Origin of the sequence: Blastomonas sp. RAC04 (assembly GCF_001713435.1) — a bacterium.
In the GTDB taxonomy this organism is placed as follows: Bacteria; Pseudomonadota; Alphaproteobacteria; order Sphingomonadales; family Sphingomonadaceae; genus Blastomonas; species Blastomonas fulva.
This window is the reverse complement of record NZ_CP016460.1, coordinates 1,418,539-1,434,881: the sequence shown is the minus strand read 5'-3', so window position 1 is coordinate 1,434,881 and position 16,343 is coordinate 1,418,539. Positions and strand designations below refer to the sequence as shown.

Here is a 16,343-nt window from a genome sequence, read left to right as displayed (position 1 = left end):
TCGCATCCGGGGGCTTCCAGGTAAAATCAGATGAGAATGAACGACGTTCAGGGCGACGAGGGTGCCTTTGCACCCCAGGCTGATATGGCGATGAGCCATGAACAGCTTGCGCTGCTCTGCGCCGATCTCAAGCAGCAGAACGCCAGGCTCAGCGCGCGGGTGCGCGTGCTTGAGGACGAAATCTGCCGCGACACGCTGACCCCTTTGTACAACCGTCGTCATTTCGAACAGGCGGTGGCGCTGGCGATCGCGCACTGCCAGCGTTATGGCAGTCGCTCTGCCCTTTTGTTCATCGATGTCGACGACCTCAAGGCGATCAACGATACCTATGGCCATGCCGGGGGCGACGAGGCGCTGCGCACTGTCGCGGACGTTCTGCTGGCCAATGTCCGCTCCACAGATGTCGTCGCGCGGATCGGTGGCGATGAATTCGCGCTGCTGCTCGGCACCATCGGCGACGATGATGTCGAGCAGAAGATCGCCGAACTGACCGCGGGAATCGAGGCGTGCCGACCGCAGTTTTCTGGCGGCAAACCCTGTCTTTCGGCGACCTTTGGCCACGCCTTCATCCATGCCGATGACCGCGCCGACAAGGTTCTGGCGCGCGCGGACAGCCAGATGTACCGCTCAAAACGCCTGCGCGGTGGCGCCCGCCGCTGACGCACCGCGTTTTCTGCCCGATATTTGGGCGGCGTTAACGCTTATGCTTTACGCGGCGTTACATGACCCAGTGGCACAAAGTCCTGATCGCTATGGGGTTCAGTGTGGGCGTCACTTTGGTGTCCATGCTGGCAATGGCGATATTGACCGGTGAACATATCCCCTGGCCGTTCTGGGCCTTTGCCGCCGTGTGCCCGGCGATCATCTCCGGCCCCGTCACCTATATCCTGGCCAGCCAGGCAGAAGTGAACCGCAGGTTGAACCAGCAGTTGATGGCAACCCAGGCGGTGCTGCGCGCGCAGGCCGATATCGACCATCTCACCGACACGCTCAACCGCGCGGCATTCTATCGCCAGGCGTCCGACTATGCCGACGATGCGCCCGGCTGCGTGCTGCTGGCGGATATCGACCATTTCAAGGCGATCAACGATCTGCACGGCCATGCCGCAGGCGATCATGCACTGCGCATCGTGGCCAGGACACTGCAGGCGGCGCTGCGCCCGAACGATCTGCTCGGCCGCGTCGGGGGCGAGGAGTTCGCCGTCCTGCTGGCGGCCATGCCCGAGGAACTGGGTATCGTCATCGCCGAGCGGGCACGCTCGGCCATCGCCGGCCTCGAGGTCGCCACCGCAGATGGAACGCCGGTGGTCCTGTCGATCTCGATCGGGGTCGCGCCGCTGGAGGCGGGAGACTCGCTCGAACAGGCACTGGCGCAGGCTGATGCTGCGATGTACGCCGCCAAGCGCGGCGGCCGCAACCGGGTTCGCGCCGCAGGATAACATCCCGATTGCCAGCACGCGCGCTCGCTGCAATGCTGCAGGCCTGACAGCAAAAACAGGGGTTTGCGATGCGAATGAAGGCTTTGGTGGTGGCACTGGCGATCTCGGCGATGGCAGTGCCTCTGGCGGCGCAGCCCGGACCGACCACCGGACAGGTGGCGGTCGATTATGCGGCGAAGATTCAGCAGGGCGATGTCATCCTCAGGGATTTTACCTTCGGCAGCGGCGAAACGATGGCCGAGCTGCGGATGCATTATGCGACATTGGGCACGCCCAGGCGGGACGCTTCGGGCCGGGTGACGAATGCGGTGATGGTGCTGCACGGCACCGGTGGCACCGGGCTGCAGTTCCTCCAGCCGCAGTTCGCCAATGCGCTGTTCGGACCCGGCGAGCCGCTCGACATCACGAAATATTACGTCATCCTCCCCGACAATATTGGTCATGGCAAATCGTCAAAGCCGTCCGATGGCCTGAAGATGGGTTTCCCCGCCTATGACTATACCGACATGGTCAAGGCACAGCGGCGGATGCTGGTCGAAGGGCTCAAGGTCGATCGGCTGCGGCTGGTGATGGGCACCTCGATGGGGTGCATGCACGGCTTCACCTGGGGGCAGGTCGATCCCGGCTTCATCCAGGCGATGATGCCGATGGCGTGCCTGCCGATGCCGATCGCCGGGCACAACCGCATGTGGCGCAAGGCCGCGATCGAGGGGATCAAGGCCGATCCGGCATGGAACGGCGGCAATTATGCCAGCCCGCCGATCATGGGGCTGCGCGTCGCCGCCAGCCTGTTGCAGGTCGCAGGCTTCGCGCCGCTCTATTTGCAAAAGGCGTTTCCCACCCGGGATGCTGCGGATGCCTATATCTCGCAGCGGATCGAAGCCTCGATCAAGGGCATCGATGCCAATGACACGATCTACCAGATCGAATCCTCGCGCAATTACGACCCTTCGGCGACGGTCGAGCAGATGACCATGCCGGTCACCTGGATCAACTCCTCGGATGATTTCATCAATCCCTGGGATTATGGCGTGGCGGAAGGCTTCGGCAAGCGGCTGCCCGATGGCAAGTATCTGCTGATCCAGGCGACCGACGACACGCGCGGCCACGGCACCCACACTTGGGCGAAGTTCTGGAAAGACGAGCTGGTGGCATTGCTGGCGCGCAGCGAGAAGTGACGTTTCGCGTTATCGTCACCCCCGCGAACGCGGGGGTCCCGCTTTCCTGAGCCGCGCTGGCCAGGAAGCGGGACTCCCGCCTGCGCGGGAATGACGAGGCAAAAGGCAGGATCTTAAGCGAACACGCTGGCAAGCTGGTCGCTGCTGGTGCCCTCTTTCGATCCGCGCAGTTCAATATACACCGCTGCGATACCCGCTGCGCCCACGGCGGCACTGACGGTGCTGAGCAGCGCGCTGCTGACCAGCGAGAGGCTTTCGCTGATCAGCGAGATCACGCCGATCGGGATGGCGATGATCATGCTGAACACAATGAACACGATGATCAGCCCCAGCAACTTCCAGCGCGACCCCTTGGTCAGCGCCGAGCTGCGGCTGAGGGATTCGAACACACCCAGGTTTTCGACCATCATCACCGGCACCGCGATCATCCACATCAGGTACAGGATGATCCCGGGGATGATGAGGAACATGAAGCCGATCGACACCCCGATGGCGACGACGATGCCCAGCCCGATCAGCGGAAACAGTTTGGCGATCGCGCGGTTGACGCACTCGCCGAAGTTCACCGGCTTGCCCGCCAGATCATTGGCTGAGGCGACGATCAGCGAGGCCTGCAGCACGATCGAGAGGAACAGGAACACGATATAGCCGATCACGCTTGAAAAGATCGCGCCCGGCGAGCTCATCAGCGCCAGCGGATCGGCGGTTTCAGGTGCCAGCACCAGGCCGATCAACAGCTGGGGCACGCCGACGATGATCAGCGACAACCCCAGGAACAGCGGTGCATTGCGCGCGATGACGCCGAAGGTATTCGAAAACACGTTGGAAATGCTGAAGTCAGCCGGTTGACTGGCCATGGAAATTCTCCCCGTTGTCTGGTCCCGCGCGCCCGAATCCTCAAAGTCTTCTTTTCTGCAGCCTAACACTCAGGGGCATCACGTCCAGTGCTGCGGGACACAGCGAGCGTCCGGCGCGCGACCGCCCTGGGCTGCAAATCGCCTTGCTCCGCCGGGCGGCATCTGCGATCAAACCGGGTGTGACAACCGGCCCCGATCTTTCCGCACCCCGCCGAGAAGGCTTTGACGCGGCCTATGATCAGGTGCGCGGGAACAGCGATATCCAGTTTTCCGCCAGCTTCGCCAAACCGCCCGAACCGCCGCCCGAATGGTGGGGCGATGTGACCCGCTGGCTGGGCGAAGTGCTTGAGCCCGTGGTCCGCCTGCTGGCCGCAGCCTGGCCGGTGCTGAGCAAGCTGCTGCTGGTCGCGCTGGTGATCGGGGTGGCGGCGCTGGCGTGGGTGATCCTTGCCCCTTACATTGCCGACTGGCGCGAGCGGCGTGCAGCCGCGGTCCCCGATTGGGTACCCGATCAGGCCGTGGCGCGGCGGTTGCTCGAAGAGGCCGATGCGCTCGCGGCGCAGGGCCGGTTCGACGAAGCCGCGCATCTTCTGCTGTATCGTTCGATCGAGGACATCGCCGCCAAACGCCCCGAACTGCTGCGGCCATCGACCACCGCGCGCGAAATCGGTGCGTTCGAGGCGCTCTCGGCGCGCGCACGCAGCGCATTCGGCATCATCGCCGGGCATGTCGAGGCGAGCTTCTTTGCGCGCCGTCCGCTCGACCGCAGCGCGTGGGACAGCTCGCGCGAAGCCTATCGCGCGTTTGCGCTGGACGGGGGCTGACATGGCAGCTGGCAACGCAAGCGGCGGCAGCGCCAATCCCTTCGCACGCGGAACCGTGCTGCTGATGGTGGCGATCGGTTTTGCCGCGTTTCTTGCGCTGCTCTACGCAATCGGGGCGGGCGGGGCATTGCGTTCGGGCAACAACGGTGCGGCGCACGGCGCCTCGGTGAGCGCGATCGGCTATTCGGCGCTCGGGCGGCTGCTCGAACAGACCGGCACCAAGGTCAGCTATGGCCGCAGCCCGAATTCGCTGCAGCAGCAGGGCCTGCTGATCGTGACGCCAGAGCTCAGCGCCGACCCCGAAGAGCTGGCAGCGATGGTCAACCAACGCCGCACCTTAGGGCCTACTCTGATCATTCTGCCCAAATGGCAGGCAACTCCCGAACAGGGATTGAGGACCGGGTGGGTGCGGCTGGAATCGCCCTCGGTTGCACTGCAGGCGCCGCAGGTCCTGTCGCAGCTTGTGCAAGCGAGGACGCGGCTGGAAGGCTTCGACAGCGAGTTCACCTCGCTCCCACCGATCGACCTGGAGAAGCCTGCACAACAGGCTGCTGTGCTGAAAGCAGCGCTCAAATCAAGGGTTACGATTAGCGGCTCAGGTCTGCGCACGGTGCTGGCTGACCCCGCAACCGGTGCGGCGCGCGTCGCCGTGATCGATGATGGTAGCTTGCCAAGTTCGCCTGAGACCGTAGCTGAACCGCAGACTATGAACGGTTTCGGGGGGCCGTTGTACCGCACGGTGATTGTTGCTGACGCCGATCTGATGAACAATCTGGGCCTCGCCAGTCGCGAGACTGCGGCGCAAGCTTTGCAGATACTGGATGTGGCGGGAGCCGGGAACGAACGAGACGTGGTGTTCGATCTTACCCAGAATGGCCTCGGCACATCTGAAAACCTGCTCTCGGTCGCCTTCCGCCCGCCGTTTGTGGGTGCGGTGGTGAGCCTGGCGCTGGCGGCGATCGCGTTCGGCTGGATGGCATTCTGCCGTTTCGGCCCGGCGCTGGCCGAGGCGCAGCCCTTCGGCTTCGGCAAGACCGCACTGGTCAAGGGTGGCGCCGGGCTGATGCGGCGATTGGGGCGCGAGCATCTGACCGCGCCTGCCTATGCCGATCTGGTGCGGGAACGCGCGGCGCGCTCGCTGGGTCTGCCTGCGGGCATGCCGCATCAGCAGGTCGATGAACGCCTGGCGATGGTATCCCCCGATGCCGAGGGCCGCAGTTATGAAACATTGAGCGCATCCATGCGCGCCGCGCGCGACCGCCCCTCGATAGTCGCGGCGGCGCGCGCTCTTCATGCCTGGAAAAAGGAACGTTTGGGATGAACATTGCCGATATCAACGCGCTGGGCGGGCGCATCCGGGCGGAGATGGCCAAGGCGATCATCGGCCAGGACGACACCATCGACCACATGCTGATCGCGTTGTTCTCGTCGGGCCATGTGCTGCTGGAGGGACCGCCGGGCACCGCCAAGACTTTCATGGCGCAATGCTTTGCCGCGTGCCTGTCGCTCGATTTCGGGCGCATCCAGTTCACGCCGGACCTGATGCCGGGCGACATCATCGGCTCCAACCTGTTTAACTTCCAGACCAGCGAGTTCACGCTGACCCGCGGCGCGATCTTCACCGATCTGCTGCTCGCCGATGAAATCAACCGTACCCCGCCAAAGACCCAGGCAGCTCTGCTCGAGGCGATGCAGGAGCGTAGCGTCACATTGGATGGCACCCGCCACGCGCTGTCGCCGCATTTCATGGTTGTGGCGACCCAGAACCCGATCGAGCAGCAGGGTGTGTACCCGCTGCCCGAGGCGCAGCTCGACCGCTTTCTGTTCAAGCTGCTGGTCGGCTATCCCAGCGCCGAGGAAGAAACGCGGATCGTCGCCGAATACGGCAAGCGCACCGGCGCACAGCGGCCATCGGCGTTCGCCATCCAGCCCCAGGTCAGCGGCGACGAGCTGGTCGCGGCGCGCGCGGCGGTGGGCGAGGTGAGGCTGGTCGAGGATGTCGTCGCCTACATCGTGCGGCTGGTGCGCGCGACGCGCGAGACTGCGGATTTCGAAAGCGGTGCATCGCCCCGCGCCGCGATCATGCTCGCCAATGCCGCGCGCGCGCGCGCAGCGCTGCAGGGCCGCGATTATGTGATCCCCGATGACGTCAAGCAGCTTGCCGCCTCGGTGCTGCGCCACCGCACCTTGCTGTCGCCCGCCGCCGAGATCGAGGGCCGCCGGGTCGAGGCGATCGTCGCCGAGCTGGTCGAGCGCACCGAGGCGCCGCGTTGATTGCGTTCTACCCCAGTCTGCGCGCCGGGCTGCTGATTGCGGGCGGAGCGCCGTTATCGGTGCTGCTGGCGGCGGTGTCACCGGGTCTTTGGGCGCTGGGCCCGGCCTGGTCGGCGGCCATGCTGCTGCTGGCCGCGCTCGATGCGCTGGTCGCGGGCCGCGCGCGCGAAATCCGGCTGGTGGTCCCTGCGAGCAGCGAGCTGGGGCAGGCTGTGGTGATCGGGGTGGAGGCCGAGCTTTCGGCCCGGACGCCGGTGCGCCGGGCGGAGGCCAGCATCGCGGTGGAGACCAGGCTGGTGCCGAGCGGGCGCGGCGATGGCGGGCTGACCGCCTCGGGCCCGTCCGATGACCTGTCGGGCAGCATTGCGCTGCATCCGGTGCGCCGCGGTTCGCTGGTGATCGAGCGGCTGTGGATCCGCTGGCAAGGGCCGATGGGGCTTGGCTGGCGGCAGGCCAGCCAAGCGAGCGGCGAAAGCGTCGCGATCCTGCCCGATATTGCCGCGGTGCGTGCGCCGGCGCTGCAGGTATTCCTCAAGGAAGCGATCTTCGGCATCCTCGCGCGGCAGATGCGCGGCGAGGGTAGCGAATTCGAGGCGCTGGTGGAGTATCAGCCTGGCTTCGACCGTCGCGCGATCGACTGGAAGAGCTCTGCGCGCCATTCCAAGCTGCTGGCGCGCGAATATGACACCGAGCGCAACAACCAGATCGTCTTCGCGCTCGATTCCGGTTCCGATATGTGCGAGCCGGTTGCGGGCCTGCCGCGGATCGACCGCGCGGTGTCGGCGGCGCTGCTGACCAGCTATGTCGCCTTGAAGGCGGGCGATCAGGTGCGGTTGTTCTCCTTCGCCGCGCGGCCAGAGCGCACCACGCCGTTCGTCTCGGGCAGCCGCAACTTCTTTCGCCTGCAATCGGAAGCCGCGCAGATCGATTACCGGTTCGAGGAGAGCAACTACACGCTTGCGCTCTCGACGCTGGCCGCGCAATTGCAGCGCCGCTCGCTGATCGTCGTCTTCACCGATTTCACCGACCCGACCAGCGCCGAGCTGATGCTCGAATCGGTGGGGCGGCTGATCGACCGGCACCTGCTGCTGTTCGTCGCGATGGAGGACGAGGAACTGCTCGCGCTTGTCGACCAGACACCCGAGACCAGCGAGCAGGTAGCGCAGAGCGTCGCGGCCGTAGGCTTGCTCGCGCAGCGTCGGATGGTGATCACACGCCTCAGGCATCTGGGGATCGAGGTGATCGAGGGGCGGCATGACGAGATCGGCACGCGGCTGATGAACGCCTATCTCAAGATAAAGCGGCGGGGACAGCTGTGAACGGGCAGGTGACCAATCCCGGCGGCGAGCAGGCGGTTGCCGCTGCGGTGCTGCGCAGCGACCGCTTCCGGCTGGAGCGCGAGGCCGACTGGGTGCGGCTCGATGGCATGATCACCGCGATGGAAAAGGGCAAGCTCAAGCGGCTCGCCGATGATGACGTGATGGCGCTGCCGGTGTTGTATCGCAACCTGCTCTCCAGCCTGTCGATCGCGCGCGAAAGCTCGCTCGATGCCGGGCTCATCGCCTATCTCGAATCGCTCACCTTGCGCGCCTATTTTATCGTCTACGGCACGCGCACCACCTTTGGCGGCTGGTGCCGCAGCTTCTTTGGCGGCGCCCTCAGCCGCGCGGTGCGCGCAATCGGGTTCGACATCGTGGTCGCGCTCGCAGCGATGGTGATCGGGGCGGTGCTGGGTTTCATGCTGGTCGATGCCGACCCGCAATGGTTTTACAGGCTGGTGCCAGCGCAGTTCAGCGACGTGCGCGTTCCCGGTGCTTCGCGCGAGGCTCTGGCGGGCACGCTGTTCGGCAAGCAGGACGGCGAGGGCCTTTCGGTGTTCGCTGCCTATCTGTTCAACAACAACGCCCAGGTCGCGATCCTCGCCTTTGCATTGGGGTTTGCCTTTGGCGTGCCGACGGTGCTGCTGCTGATCTACAACACCGCAACGCTGGGGGCGATGCTGTGGGTTTTCGCCTCGCGCGGGCTGACGGTGGAGTTCGTCGGCTGGTTGTCGATCCACGGCACCACCGAGCTGCTGGCGATCCTGCTGGCAGGCGCAGCCGGGCTGCATATCGGCCGTGCGCTCGGTTTTCCCGGAAAGCGCAGCCATCTGGCGGCGCTCAGCCAGTCGGGGCGCACCTCGGCGCAGGTGATGACTGGCGTCATTGTGATGCTCATCTGCGCCGGGCTGCTCGAAGGCTTTGCCCGCCAGCTCGTCCAGGCGACCGAAGTCCGTTATGCCATCGGCTATGGCATCCTGGCGCTGTGGCTGGCCTATTTCTTCGCTTTCCGTCCGAGGCGCAGCTGATGGCGCGCGCTGCGCAGCCGGGCCGCAGCCACGGCACCGATCCGAAGCTGAAACGCACGCTGGTGACGCCCGAAGGCGTCGCATTGGCGGTCGCTGTTGCCCCTGCCAGCGCGCGGATCGGGGCGCTTTTCATCGATCTGGCCGCGCTTTTCGGTCTTGTGCTGGGCTTTGTGCTGACGCTGGCGCTGCTCGCCTGGGCCTATTCGTCCGCAGGACTGCCTGCCGTCTCGGATGGGTTCGTCAATTTCCTGGTGGTGCTGTTCATCATCGGGCTGTTTCTGGCGCGCAACGCGTATTTCCTTTTCTTCGAGCTGGGCCAGCGGGCCGCGACCTGGGGCAAGCGCGCGGTTGGTATCCGCGTGGCCTCGCGCGATGGCGGGCGGCTGACGGCGGAGGCGGTGATCGCGCGCAACCTGCTGCGCGATATCGAGATGTTCCTGCCGCTGATGTTCATGACATCGGGCGGGGTGCAGGGGACGCTGAGCGAATTTGCCGCGTGGTCGGGGATCATCTGGGTTGGCATCTTCTTGGTCTTCCCGCTGCTCAACAAGGACCGGCTGCGCTGCGGTGATCTGATCGCGGGGACCTGGGTGGTGGAAGCCCCGCGGTCCACGCTGGGCGCGGTGGTCACCAACGGTGTGACGCCAGGCGCTGCGGCGGCGGACGCACCGAGCCTGCCGCCCGATCGCTATCGCTTCGGGGATGACGAGCTTTCTGTCTATGGCGAATACGAGCTTCAGATGCTCGAACAGGTGCTGCGCACCGCCAATCCCGATGCGATGGAAACGGTGGCCGCCACCATCTGCGCCAAGATCGGCTGGAGCGCGCCATCAGGCGATGAACGCGCATTCCTGGACGCGTATTATACCCAGTTGCGCGCGCGGCTGGAACGGGGTCTGCGCTTCGGGAGACGCCGCGCCGACAAGAACAGCTGACCTGCTCGCGCCGATGGGCGCGGGGTCTTCGCCATGTGAGCCCACCCTCTTTTGACGCGCGTCTGCAACGCTTCGTCGTTTGCGGCGTAAGGGTGTTGTTCAAATCGAAACGCGCCGGATGCGGGGCAGGTCACCTGATCTACTCCCGCAACTACGGCAGATTTCGTCACCAAGGGAGACGTCAACGTGCCTATTCTCAGCCTTATTCTTGTTCTCGTAGCAGTTGGCGTCGGCCTGTGGCTGATCAACAATTACATCCCGATGGATGGCAAGATCAAAAGCATCCTGAACGCCGTGGTCGTGATCGGCGTGATCATCTGGCTGCTGCAGGTATTCGGCATTCTGGGCTCGCTCAGCGGCGCGACCGTGGGCTGATGCTCGACCCGGCCGCTCCGCCATGTTGAGCGGAGCGGCCGGGGTCAATGTTTACCAGTGTGATTGCGCCAGTCGTCAGCCGAACCGATTGCCCAGCAATCCACTGACACTCTCCGCGCCGGGCGCTCGCTGGCTGCGCATCGCCTGCATCGGATCGGCCAGCATCGTCTGCGCTGTCTGCCAGGCGAAAACCTCCATCGACGCATCCGAACGATCGCCGCCATCGATCGCCATCAGCCGCGCACCCGTGGGGCTTGAAGCCGACGGGCGACTGACCATGCTGATCACGCCGTCTTCTGGAGACGTGCTGCTCGCCGAATCGGTCGCGGGCGGCACGATCGCGCTGGTCTGGGTCGATGCGCGTATGTAGACCGTCCGCATGACGGGCGAACCGGCAGGGTCTGAGCTGTTGTTGATCATGGTGACACGCTTTCCGGCTAAATTTCAGCTAGAGAGTGCCAGATGCGGATTTAAGCGATCATTGCCGAACGTGGCAGACGCCGGTTTAACGATGTTTTGCGCCCCTTTTCACCGCCTTGCGCCGTTCAACTTGGCCCAGGCAAGCTCCGCAAACTCGCAGAGAAGGGGCCGGGTGTCGCGCGGATCGATTATATCCTCCACCGCGAAATGTTCCGCGCTGCGGAATGGGCTGCGGACCTTGTTGAGCCGGTCGCGGATCGCCTCGAGATGCGCCGCCGGATCAGCGCTCGCCTCAAGTTCCGACTTGTAGGCAACCTCAACCCCGCCGTCGATCGGCAGCGAGCCCCAGTCGCCGCTGGGCCAGGCAAAGCGATACTGGAACCGCTCGGCGTTCGACATCGCGGAGCCTGCAATGCCATACGCGCGGCGCACGATCACCGATGCCAGCGGTACCGTGGCGCGATAGATCGCGTTCATCGCGTTGACGCCGTAGCGGATGGTGCCCGCACGCTCGGCATCAGCGCCGATCATGAAACCGGGATTGTCGACCAGATGCACTATCGGCAGCCGGAACTGGTCCGCAAGCCTGACGAAACGCTCGGCCTTTTCGCTGGTCTTGGCCTCCCACGATCCTCCCAGAAAGCTGGGATCGCTCGCCAGCACCGCGACCGGCCAGCCATCGAGCCGGGCAAAGGCGGTAATTACCGCGCGGCCCCAGCGTCTGCCCGTCTCGAACACGCTGCCGGTATCGAACACCTGGGTCAGCACGCGGCGCATCGCATAGACCTGCGCCGGGCTGCGCGGGACGGTGGAGAGCAGCGCCTGTTCGCGGCGATCCACAGGGTCGTTGCAAGCTGCGCGCGCGGCAAGCGTGTCGACCGAGGACGGAAGGTAGGACAGAAAACGCCGCGCGGTGGCAAAGGCCTGAGCTTCGCTCTCCACCTCCTCGTCGACCACGCCGTTGCGGCAATGGATCTCGGTGCCGCCCAGCTGCTCCTTGTCGACCGTCTCGCCGATCGCGGCGGCGACCGCGGGTCCCGCGGCGAACAGCTGCGACAGGCCCTTGACCATGATCGAATAATGGCTGGCGACCGTTCGCGCAGCGCCCAGGCCCGCGGTGGGGCCCAGCGCGAGCGCGACGACAGGCACGGTTTCCAGATTGGTGACGATGTGGTCCCAGCCGGGCACCATCGGCACATAGGTATAACCCATCGTTTCGAGCGTCTTGACCGATCCGCCGCCGCCGGTGCCATCGATCATGCGGACCAGGGGCAGGCGCAATTCGTGTGCCATCGCCTCGCACTGGACGAACTTGCGGTGCAGCGCTGCATCGGCGGAGCCGCCGCGGACGGTGAAATCATCGGCGCTGGCGACCACCGCGCGGCCGTCGATATCGCCGCGCCCGAAGATGAAGTTGGAAGCGGCAAAACCTGTCAGCTCGCCATTGGCATCATAGCTGCCGCGCCCGGCGATCTTCCCGATCTCGCGGAAGCTGCCGGGGTCGAGCAGCCCGTCAATCCGCGCGCGCGCATCCATCTTGCCGCGCGAATGCTGGCGCGCGACTTTCTCTGCGCCGCCCATATCCTCGGCGAGCGCGCGCCGCCGGTTCAGCTCATCGATTTCGGTCTGCCAGGTCATGGCGGGACGCTAGCGCGGGACCATCACCGGGTCACGCGGGAAAAGGCATCAGCCCTTCTTGGCTTTGGCCTTGGCCATCGACTGCACAGCGCCCAACGTCAGCTTGACGTGATCGCGATAGTCCATGTCGTTGTGGACGAAGGTCACCCGGCCATTGGGGGCGACGACCATGCTGGTGCGTCCGGTCATGTTGGGACGTCCGGCGAGACCCACGCCATAGGCCTGGATCATCTGCGGTGTGGCCTGCGCCACGGCGAACTTGCTCTGGCATGCCTCGGTCGAGAATTTCTTGAGCTCGTCGATGCCGTCTGCGGACAGGCCGATCACGGTCGCACCGGCCTTCTTGAAGTCGTCCATCCGCGTCGCGAATTCATGCGCCTCTGCAGTGCAGCCGCTGGTGAACGCCTTGGGGAAGAAATAGAGGACGACCGGGCCCTTTTTGAGCTCGCTCGCCAGGTTGAGCTTGTAGGCCTTGCCGGCCTTGGCGCCCGTGGTGGTGAACAAGGGTGCCTTGCTGCCGATCGCGACCTTGGCGGCGTCGGCTGCGATCGCCGGGGATGCGGCCACCAGACCTGCGGTTCCGGCGGTGAGGGCGAGAGCGGCGAGCGAAAAGGCGATGGAAGCGCGCATGTTGAAGATCCCCGTGAAATGATGCTGATCCCCATCTAGGTGGGAAATTAGGGTTTTCCAGTGCGCGCGGCCGCGGCTGCTGCATCTGCCCATGCAAAAAGCCCTTCCCCCGTCTGCGAAGGAAGGGCTTTTCGCTTGCTTGGGCTTATGCCTTGCGCGTGCCGGTCATCGCCATGGTGCCGAAGGCGCCTGCCTTGACCTGGCCGGTGATGGTGTCGCCATCGACGGTGGCGGTGCCTTCCAGCTTCATCGGCATGGGCACCTTCATGTCCATGGTCCAGGTCAGCGTGTTGCCGTCGACCTTGCCGTCGGTGATGTCGAGCGCGCCCATCTGGCCGGCGTTCGATCCGGTCCAGCTGTCGCCGTCGACGTTGACGGTCAGAACCGACTTCTGGTCCCCCATCGGCGATTTGGTGACGCAATCATATTGTCCAGCTACTGACATGTTCAGTCCTCTCTTGGGTTGGTTGAAGGGTAACTACGGCTTATTTGTCTCCGGCTGCCGGGGCAGCACGGCGAACTTCGATCGGCATGTTCAATGCCTTGAGCTGATCCTCGATCTTGGCGGCGTCACCCACGATCAGCCAGGTCAGCGTCTTGGGATCCAGCGCCTCGCGCATCGCGCCATTGAGCTTTGCGGCATCCATCGAGCGATACTGCGCCGCCAGGCTCTCGGCGTAATTGGTCGGGCGACCATACAGCGCGTCCGACTGCATCTGCGAGAGCACCGAGGACGAGCGCTCATAAGTCCCGGCGAGCTCGAGGCTGCTGCCCTTCACCGTGCGGTCGAGCTCTTCGGGCGTGACGCCCTTGTCGCCGATGAAGCCGTTCATCTGATCGATGATCGCGCTGACCGAGGGTCCGGTCTGGTTGGTCTGCACCGGCGCGAAGATGAGGAACGGCACGTCGTTCTTGGGCCGCTGGATCAGCGAGCGCGAGCCATAGGACCAGCCCTTGGTCTCGCGCAGGTCCATGTTGATCCGCGAAAGGAAATCGCCGCCCATGATGTCGTTGGCGGTCTCCAGCGCGAGGAGGTTGTCGGTGCCCTTGGCGTTGAGCACCTGGCCCGCCAGGATCAGCGACTGCGGCGAATTGGGCCGATCGATCAGGATGATGCGGCCCTGGCCGGCGGGGATGGCAGCGCTGAAATCCTTCTGCATCAGCGCCATGCGGTTGGACGGCCATTTGCCGAAGCGCTGCTCGAGCATCGGCAGCATGTCCTTGAGCGTGGTGTCGCCGACGACGAAGATCGAGGCGCGCTCGGGTCGCATCCACTGGCTGTGATAGGCGGCGAGCTGATCGCGGGTCAGCTTGGTGACAACCGCCGGATCGCCGGTGCCGGTGAGCGGCACGCCATAGGGGTGGCTTGCGCCATACAGCAAAGGCGGCAGGTTGCGCAGCGCGATGCCCTGCGGTTCGCTGAACTCGGCCTGGATGCGGGTGAGCTGCTGTACGCGCACGCGCTCCAGCTCCTTGGCATCGAAGGCCGGGTTGCGGATGACATCGGCGAGCAGATCGAGCGATGCGCCCAGGTTGGGCTTCATCGCGCTCATCGAAACGATGGTGCGGTCCAGATCCGATGTCGCGTTGATGTTGGTGCCCAACCGCTCCTGCGCTTCGGCTAGCTGGATCGAGTTGAGCGTCCGGGTGCCTTCCTTGAGTAGCGCGATCATCAGGCTGTTGGTGCCCAGCGCATCCTTCGGGTCGCTGGCATAGCCGGCATCGAAGCTGACCGCGACGCGCACCACGGGGACCGCGCTGCGGCGCGCAAACCGCACCTTGATGCCATTCGAGAGCGTCGCTTCCTCGACATCGGGGAAGTCGAGATCGGGCACCGCACCCGCTTCGGGGAAGGTGGTGCGATCGACCGCGGCGAGCGGCTGCTTGCTGGCAGCGCCTGCCGCCATCGCATCGTTGGCGAGGCTGGAATAGAAGGCCGGGGCCGCGAGCACGCCAGTGCGCGGCAGCGGTGCGCGCATGGCGGGACCATCGCCTTCGGCCTGGCCCGCGCTGCCGCCTGCGTCATCGGCATAGGCGTCGCGCTCGCCGGGCAGCACGTGCAGCTTGGCAACCGGGCGGGTGAGCCATTTGGTGGTCGCTGCGGTCACCTTCTCAGGCGTCATCGCCGCCAGCCGTTCGAGCTGCGTCTTGTAGAAGGCCGGATCGTTCGAATACAGCGCGCCTTCGGCCAGCGTTACCGCCTTGCCGGTAAAGCCGCCCACCTGTTCCAGCCCCGCGATGCGGCCAGCCGCCTCGCGCGTCGCGACCCGCTGCACCTCGTCGGCGGTCGGGCCCTTGGCGATGAAATCGGCCAGGATCTCGTCGAAGCGCTTCGAGACGGCCTCGATATCGGCGCCCGGCTTGACGTCGACATAGGCCTCGAAAACGCTGCCGTGCACGAACGGCAGCGTGGATGCCGTCACCGCGACCGCGGTCTGCTCCTCGCGCACCAGGATGTTGTCGAGCCGCGAACTGGCAAGCCCGCCAAGCACCGTGGCCGCGACATCGAGCGCGGCAAAGTCGGGATCGTTGAGCCCCGGCACCGACCAGAAGCGATACAGCCGCGCGGTCGGAACCTTGTCCTTCATCTCGGCAACCTTGACGGCATCGAGCGTGGGAAGCGGCGGATTGAGCTTGGCCACCTGGGGACCACGCGCAATATCGCCGAACCATTTCTCGACCAGCGGCCGCGCTTCGGCGACGTTGATGTCGCCGGCCAGCACCAGGATCGCGTTGTTGGGGCCGTAATGGTCGGTGAACCACTTCTTCATGTCATCGAGCGACGCTGCCTGCAGGTCGGCCATCGATCCGATCGTCGAGTGGCCATAGGGATGCTCGGTCGGCATCAGCATTTCGATCTGCTTGTATTCGACCAGACCGTAAGGCTGGTTGTCACCCTGGCGTTTTTCGTTCTGCACAACGCCGATCTGGTTGGTCAGCTTTTCCTGGGTGATCCCGTTGAGCAGATGGCCCATGCGGTCGCTTTCCAGGAACAGCGCGCCTTCCAGCCCGGCCTTGGGAACGGTCTGGAAATAATTGGTGCGATCAAACCAGGTGGTGCCGTTGAAATCGGTCGCGCCCAGCTTCTTGAGATATTCGAAATAGTCGCCCTTGGCGTTTTCCGATCCGTTGAACATGATGTGCTCGAACAGATGGGCATAGCCGGTCTTGCCCTTGGGCTCGTGCTTGGAGCCGACGTCATACCAGATCGATACCGCGACGATCGGGGCCTTGCGGTCCTCGTGGACGATCACGGTCAGGCCGTTGTCCAGCTTGAACTGCTGATAGGGGATGTTGACCGTCTTGACGAGTTCGGCGACCGGCGCGGCCTGCTGGGCATAAGCGGGCGCAATGGCGACCGTCAGCGCCAGCGCGGAGACGGCGATAAGCGAGCGAAAGGGCTTGAACATCGGAAAGGAACCTCTT

Annotated in this window: 16 protein-coding genes; 10 read left to right on the top strand and 6 right to left on the bottom strand. The window is 64.8% G+C overall.

What is annotated here, in order from left to right:
• Window positions 1–36: 36 nt before the first annotated feature.
• The 3 genes from BSY18_RS07800 (at window position 37) to BSY18_RS07790 (ending at window position 2,617) form a co-directional block, all read left to right on the top strand.
• Window positions 37–660: a GGDEF domain-containing protein gene (locus BSY18_RS07800; RefSeq protein ID WP_069050219.1), complete on the top strand. Its 624-nt coding sequence runs from the start codon at window positions 37–39 to the stop codon at window positions 658–660.
• Between the two features lie 62 nt (window positions 661–722).
• Complete coding sequence (locus tag BSY18_RS07795) at window positions 723–1,439, top strand: GGDEF domain-containing protein (protein ID WP_069050218.1); 717 nt, start codon at window positions 723–725, stop codon at window positions 1,437–1,439.
• 74 nt (window positions 1,440–1,513) lie between these two features.
• Window positions 1,514–2,617 carry an alpha/beta fold hydrolase gene (locus BSY18_RS07790; protein WP_216094721.1) on the top strand — a complete coding sequence of 368 codons (1,104 nt, stop codon included), beginning with the start codon at window positions 1,514–1,516 and terminating at the stop codon, window positions 2,615–2,617.
• A gap of 113 nt (window positions 2,618–2,730) precedes the next feature.
• Here BSY18_RS07790 and BSY18_RS07785 read toward each other — a convergent pair whose 3' ends face one another.
• On the bottom strand, window positions 2,731–3,474 hold the full coding sequence (locus BSY18_RS07785; protein WP_054134549.1) for a hypothetical protein: 744 nt from the start codon (window positions 3,472–3,474) through the stop codon (window positions 2,731–2,733).
• A 179-nt stretch (window positions 3,475–3,653) separates the two neighbouring features.
• Between BSY18_RS07785 and BSY18_RS07780 the strand changes: the two genes are divergently transcribed.
• The 7 genes from BSY18_RS07780 (at window position 3,654) to BSY18_RS07750 (ending at window position 10,229) form a co-directional block, all read left to right on the top strand.
• A complete protein-coding gene (locus tag BSY18_RS07780; protein ID WP_069050217.1) occupies window positions 3,654–4,298 on the top strand; it encodes a hypothetical protein in 645 nt (214 codons plus the stop codon).
• Between the two features lies 1 nt (window position 4,299).
• Window positions 4,300–5,619 carry a DUF4350 domain-containing protein gene (locus tag BSY18_RS07775; protein ID WP_069050216.1) on the top strand — a complete coding sequence of 440 codons (1,320 nt, stop codon included), beginning with the start codon at window positions 4,300–4,302 and terminating at the stop codon, window positions 5,617–5,619.
• Window positions 5,616–6,572 carry an AAA family ATPase gene (locus BSY18_RS07770; protein WP_054134546.1) on the top strand — a complete coding sequence of 319 codons (957 nt, stop codon included), beginning with the start codon at window positions 5,616–5,618 and terminating at the stop codon, window positions 6,570–6,572. The genes BSY18_RS07775 and BSY18_RS07770 overlap by 4 nt, the downstream gene beginning before the upstream one ends.
• On the top strand, window positions 6,569–7,891 hold the full coding sequence (locus BSY18_RS07765; protein ID WP_069050215.1) for a DUF58 domain-containing protein: 1,323 nt from the start codon (window positions 6,569–6,571) through the stop codon (window positions 7,889–7,891). Before BSY18_RS07770 ends, BSY18_RS07765 begins: the two co-directional genes overlap by 4 nt.
• Window positions 7,888–8,919, top strand: coding sequence for a stage II sporulation protein M (locus BSY18_RS07760; protein WP_069050214.1), 1,032 nt, complete (start codon window positions 7,888–7,890; stop codon window positions 8,917–8,919). The genes BSY18_RS07765 and BSY18_RS07760 overlap by 4 nt, the downstream gene beginning before the upstream one ends.
• The gene (locus BSY18_RS07755) at window positions 8,919–9,854 is read left to right on the top strand and encodes an RDD family protein (protein WP_054134543.1); all 936 of its coding nucleotides are present in this window, start codon (window positions 8,919–8,921) and stop codon (window positions 9,852–9,854) included. Before BSY18_RS07760 ends, BSY18_RS07755 begins: the two co-directional genes overlap by 1 nt.
• A 186-nt stretch (window positions 9,855–10,040) precedes the next feature.
• Complete coding sequence (locus tag BSY18_RS07750; protein ID WP_054134542.1) at window positions 10,041–10,229, top strand: Thivi_2564 family membrane protein; 189 nt, start codon at window positions 10,041–10,043, stop codon at window positions 10,227–10,229.
• 75 nt (window positions 10,230–10,304) lie between these two features.
• Here BSY18_RS07750 and BSY18_RS07745 read toward each other — a convergent pair whose 3' ends face one another.
• The 5 genes from BSY18_RS07745 to BSY18_RS07725 all read right to left on the bottom strand — a co-directional run bounded on the left by BSY18_RS07745 (window position 10,305) and on the right by BSY18_RS07725 (window position 16,327).
• The gene (locus BSY18_RS07745) at window positions 10,305–10,649 is read right to left on the bottom strand and encodes a hypothetical protein (RefSeq protein WP_069050213.1); all 345 of its coding nucleotides are present in this window, start codon (window positions 10,647–10,649) and stop codon (window positions 10,305–10,307) included.
• A 108-nt stretch (window positions 10,650–10,757) separates the two neighbouring features.
• Entirely contained in the window at window positions 10,758–12,287 is a 1,530-nt protein-coding gene (locus BSY18_RS07740) for an acyl-CoA carboxylase subunit beta (protein ID WP_069050212.1), read from the bottom strand.
• Between the two features lie 48 nt (window positions 12,288–12,335).
• Complete coding sequence (locus BSY18_RS07735) at window positions 12,336–12,917, bottom strand: peroxiredoxin (RefSeq protein ID WP_069050211.1); 582 nt, start codon at window positions 12,915–12,917, stop codon at window positions 12,336–12,338.
• Window positions 12,918–13,062: 145 nt separating this feature from the next.
• Window positions 13,063–13,362, bottom strand: coding sequence for a hypothetical protein (locus tag BSY18_RS07730; RefSeq protein ID WP_033926600.1), 300 nt, complete (start codon window positions 13,360–13,362; stop codon window positions 13,063–13,065).
• Window positions 13,363–13,402: 40 nt separating this feature from the next.
• Window positions 13,403–16,327 (bottom strand): M16 family metallopeptidase, encoded by a 2,925-nt coding sequence (locus BSY18_RS07725; RefSeq protein ID WP_069050210.1) that lies wholly within the window; start codon window positions 16,325–16,327, stop codon window positions 13,403–13,405.
• Between the last annotated feature and the right edge of the window lie 16 nt (window positions 16,328–16,343).